This is a genomic window from Persicitalea sp., assembly GCF_041751555.1.
Lineage (GTDB): Bacteria > Bacteroidota > Bacteroidia > Cytophagales > Spirosomataceae > Persicitalea.
Genome location: NZ_JBGSXF010000743.1, coordinates 1 through 4280, shown reverse-complemented (window position 1 = coordinate 4280; position 4280 = coordinate 1). Strand labels below are relative to the sequence as shown.

The window sequence follows — 4280 nt, the reverse complement described above, 5'->3', positions numbered from 1 at the left end:
GGTGACTCGCTGCTGGATTTGTTTCGGGAGGTGCGGGCGCTGGATGAGGCGGAGGAATAGTGGAAGCACAAAGCGGCAGAGGTACAGAGTACTTACTGATAGGCAAATGAGTAGATTACTCGCTCCCGCAGCCCTGAAAAGGGCGTAATATTGTAGCGTAGGGTGAAGCCCTGCGATTCGGAGAGCACTAGCAGGATAAGCCCTGAAAGGGCGAAATACCAGATTTCAAAGGTTAATTCACTTCACCACACATGACCCACCAAGAACTTTTCCTCGCCCTTTACCAATCAAGTACCGAATCAGAAGTAGAAGCCCTGCTGAAAAAGTATCCTGCCATTTTTGAAGATGCTAATTGGTACCCCTTGGGGGGAAATGCCAGCAACTATGGCGTGATCGAAAATCAGCAGTCGAGTTCGATTGAGAAGCTGACGAACTCGATAGACGCAATTTTGACCCATAAATTTCACAAATCGGGTGTTATCACTAGCACAACTGCACATTACTGATAAGGGAACTCTACTTCAATATATTTCGAATCCCTCCCTTCGGATTTGTACAATCGCCTGAATATCTAGGAATAAGGTGAATAGTAGTGTGATCCATACGCTGTCCGGCATTGCGTCCAATGTTTATTCCCAGTGTGAAGTCCTCCGTTTCGTAATTATCTTTTAGTATTTCTTGTACAAAATCAGATACCTGTACCAAATCCTTTTGCTCCTCAAAAGTCAAACCAAAAAAGTTGGCTTCATGACGTTTTGGTACGACAAGCGTGTGGCCTTTGGCAACGGGAAAACCATCCAGGACTGAATAACTCAGCGGCGTTTCGGCTAATAGTTCCAGTTTGGGATTGACTTTGCAAAACGGGCATTTTGAATCGCTTTCAACTACCTGATTCCAATGCTGGTACTCGTAGAATTCGGTGTTCTCGTTGAGAAAAATAGATTTGTAGGGAAGCTTGACGTAGCATTGATAGGTAGGCTTCCCGTGTACCTGATGCATACGGAATCCATCCCTCTGGATGTCACGCCGAACGGCAAAGTATGCCCGGCCCGTTGGCTTCAAGAGATTTGAAATCTGCATCAACACCTTATTTTGTTCTTCGGAACAGAAGTACGTTCAAGACGTAAAAACAAAGAATGGTGTCAAATTTCTCGGCTGGATATTCCGGGTAGTAGTGCGGGTCATACCCTTTGGCGTCAAATCCTTTGACGAGCAGATGGTTCACGTCTTTTCCAAAACCACAACCAAAATCCAGTACTTTTCCCTGAATAAGCTTGCGATCCAGCAGCATCCGCACAGGCAGCGAAGGCGTGGTGCGCTCTTTTGCGGTTAGGTGCGTATTGGGATTCGGCGTGTCACTCATTTATTCAGTAGTGCTGTCCTTTTGGTAAATATATGGGTAAGTAAAACCCAAATTTTTGGCGGTTTGAAAATGAGGTAAGAAGTATTTTTGTAATGTATCAGTAAATTCTTTCAAAGAAAGTAGGCGCAAATCCGTCCGAAATATCTGGTCGTAATCTTCCAGAACATTCAATTTCTGTTTGTTTAAATAAAATTGAACGACTTGGTATTGTAGCCTAGTGAATTCCTTGAAGTACTGTTCAGAGGGCAAGCAATTACTTTTTGAAGAGTTTACCCTTTTCGGAGTAGGGACAATATTCCAAAGCTGATCATGCGCCACATAGGACCAAGGTAAGAAGTGGTCTAAACTGATGTTCTGCCTGGTGATAATTTCTCCCGAATAAATGCAGGATAGATTAGAATGCTCATCCAAATACCCCTTCCAGAACTTTTTTGCCAAACTTAAATCGCGCTTTCTCGGCTTTTCTAATTTTTCCGTAAGCCCGATCACGTTCGGATTGTTTTTCTGGACGAACCCAACTAAATGCCAAAAGATGAAGCCTCTTAAAATACTTTGATGATGCTGGAAGTAATCAACCCAAACTGCATTCAATTCAATAGAATCATCTAGGATTCGATAAACAACACGCTGTGGTTGAGAGACAAACAGCTCATTGCTAAGCCGTTTGATTGCACCGTTGACTTTATGGTCTGAAAGCCGCTGAGTTTCTAGAGCAAAAAAAGGGCGGATAAATCGGAATGGTACCCAACGGATAAGGTTTTTGTCAATATTCTGGCTAAGCGTTAACAACTCACTTTCTGACAAATTCTGTCTAATCTGCTTTGATAAACCCGGCGCATTGAGACGGTTGTCGATCTCGAATTTCGAGGATATAAACGCTGCAACCTGTTTAAACCCATCCTGGGTACCGAATGAGAGTTTGTAGTAATCCAGCGGGTACCAGACATTTGCCAGCATGCGCAGGGCTATGTCATTTTGCCGAATGATACGCTCGCCATTCTCCTGTAAAATGTCCAGAATTGAGAGAAACCAATAGAATTTGTAGGAATTCGTCCGGTCTTTGAACACCCCAGATAAAGCCGCAATGTCGAGGTCGTCACTTTCTGGTAATGACATGGCGCCGGTTTAACCTTAATTTTAAAATGATATCAAAACATCAAACGACTTCATCCAATACCGAATGGCCGACACCATGTTTTTGCCCACACCCAAAATTACTACGGCGTCTTCGTCGCTGAATTTTTTATCAAGTAGCAGGTAGTCATAGCCTTTTTTCAGCCAAAGGCTACGGCAATGGAAAGTATCGTGACCGGAAAAGGTGTATTTGACGGGGGGAAGGGTTTCAATCATGTACATTGTATTTTTCCAAAAATACAAAATATGGGAAGGATTGGAAGAATCTGACAGTAGGAGATTGACTTCTACTACTAAATCTGGAATGCAAGCCTTTGTGTACCAAGTGCAAAAAGAACACTAATATGAAATACTTCATAGTGATGCTCGATCTCAGAAGGTTGCCCTCAATTCTTACCTCTCCCCCAAACGTCGTTTCAGTTCTTCGATTTCCTTCGCCGCCTCTGAGAGTTTCGATTCAGCTTCCGATAGCTTCGATTGCAGCTTTTCGGTTCTTGCGTTACTCTCTTCCAGCATCGCCTCCACGCTGCGCCAGGCTTCCTGCTCAATTTCTATCTTCTTCTTCTCGGCCGGGTCAGTACCCGTGTAGTGCAGCAGGTCAGTCATAATCTTCACTTCCTCTATGTCGGTTTCGTGGTTGAATAGCTTGGTGGTCTTAGCCTCGTCCACGAAGTGGGCTTGCTCGAAGATGCTCAGTAGCTTATCGAGCCGGGTTTGGTACTTGGCGTCGATCCTCGGCAGTTGGATGACAAAGCAATCGTGGGTCAACTTCTCGATAAACTCACTTTTTTTCTCGATAATTCGATTGGCGATGAGGTCTTTGTACTGCCGCTGTACCCGCACCGCCGGGGTTTCTACTTCGGGCAAATTGAAACCTAACAAATAAATCGTCACGATCGGTAAGGCAGTTTTCTGCTTTCCCGTTGCGGTCTCGACCTCGTCCTCTTTCTTGTATTGTTCGGCCAGGTAGTTGCGGAAGCGCATGAGGTCAATCAGATTCTTTGCCTTCTGAATCTCGATCAGTACCTTTCTAAATATTCCTTCCTGCGTTTTGATGGTAGCAATAAAGTCCACCCGGAAGACGGCTAAGCCTGCCAACTGATCGGTGTAGGTGAATTCCTGCGGCATGACCTGCACCTCCTCGATGATTTCGTCTAGGAGCGTTCCAATGAAGAACTTGGCGATGCGCTCGTCTTCCATGAGCCGTTTGAAAACGACATCGTATATCGGATTGGCAATAAGCATGGTAAGCGGCTGAGTTTTTGGTAAAGTTAGGGAATAGCGGGAAATATCCGGCCGAACCACAAGCAAGAAGCACCAAAACCCAACTCTCAATACAAAAACTCCCCAAACTCCGACCGAATCGTCAAACGCTTCTTCGTCGCGGCCTCCACCCGACCCACGACCTGCGCCGCGATGCCGAACGATTCCGAAATTTCGATCACGCGCGCGGCTTGGGCTTCGGGCAGGTACACTTCCAGGCGATGGCCCATGTTGAAGACCTGGTACATCTCCTGCCAACTCGTGCCGCTCTCGGCCTGAATCAGTTTGAACAAAGGCGGGATGGGAAATAGATTATCCTTGACGACGTGCAGGTTGTCGATAAAATGCAGGATCTTGGTCTGGGCGCCACCGCTGCAATGCACCATGCCGTGGATTTCGGCTCGCAGTTCATCGAGCAGGGCTTTGGCCACGGGCGCGTAAGTGCGGGTAGGCGAAAGAATGAGTTGGCCGACGTTCAGAGGGGTACTTTGCACAGGGTCCAGCAGAGTTTTGCTGCCGC

At 46.1% G+C, this 4280-nt stretch carries 7 protein-coding genes; 1 reads left to right on the top strand and 6 read right to left on the bottom strand.

Translation table 11 applies throughout. The features are described 5' to 3' along the window. Positions 1 to 251: 251 nt before the first annotated feature. Entirely contained in the window at positions 252 to 506 is a 255-nt protein-coding gene (locus tag ACEW8P_RS25940; RefSeq protein ID WP_373515968.1) for a hypothetical protein, read from the top strand. 10 nt (positions 507 to 516) lie between these two features. On the opposite strand, the gene ACEW8P_RS25935 is transcribed toward ACEW8P_RS25940, so the two are convergent. The 6 genes from ACEW8P_RS25935 to ACEW8P_RS25910 form a co-directional block, all read right to left on the bottom strand. Further along, complete coding sequence (locus ACEW8P_RS25935; protein WP_373515967.1) at positions 517 to 1080, bottom strand: HIT family protein; 564 nt, start codon at positions 1078 to 1080, stop codon at positions 517 to 519. A 7-nt stretch (positions 1081 to 1087) separates the two neighbouring features. Continuing rightward, positions 1088 to 1363, bottom strand: a complete 276-nt coding sequence (locus ACEW8P_RS25930) for a methyltransferase domain-containing protein (RefSeq protein WP_373515966.1) — start codon at positions 1361 to 1363, stop codon at positions 1088 to 1090. Further along, on the bottom strand, positions 1364 to 2479 hold the full coding sequence (locus ACEW8P_RS25925; protein ID WP_373515965.1) for an HNH endonuclease domain-containing protein: 1116 nt from the start codon (positions 2477 to 2479) through the stop codon (positions 1364 to 1366). A 21-nt stretch (positions 2480 to 2500) separates the two neighbouring features. Beyond that, positions 2501 to 2713 carry a DUF4007 family protein gene (locus ACEW8P_RS25920; protein ID WP_373515964.1) on the bottom strand — a complete coding sequence of 71 codons (213 nt, stop codon included), beginning with the start codon at positions 2711 to 2713 and terminating at the stop codon, positions 2501 to 2503. A gap of 177 nt (positions 2714 to 2890) precedes the next feature. Continuing rightward, on the bottom strand, positions 2891 to 3742 hold the full coding sequence (locus tag ACEW8P_RS25915; protein WP_373515963.1) for a hypothetical protein: 852 nt from the start codon (positions 3740 to 3742) through the stop codon (positions 2891 to 2893). A gap of 86 nt (positions 3743 to 3828) precedes the next feature. After that, the coding region (locus ACEW8P_RS25910; RefSeq protein ID WP_373515962.1) for an AIR synthase-related protein at positions 3829 to 4280 on the bottom strand (452 nt) is incomplete at its 5' end.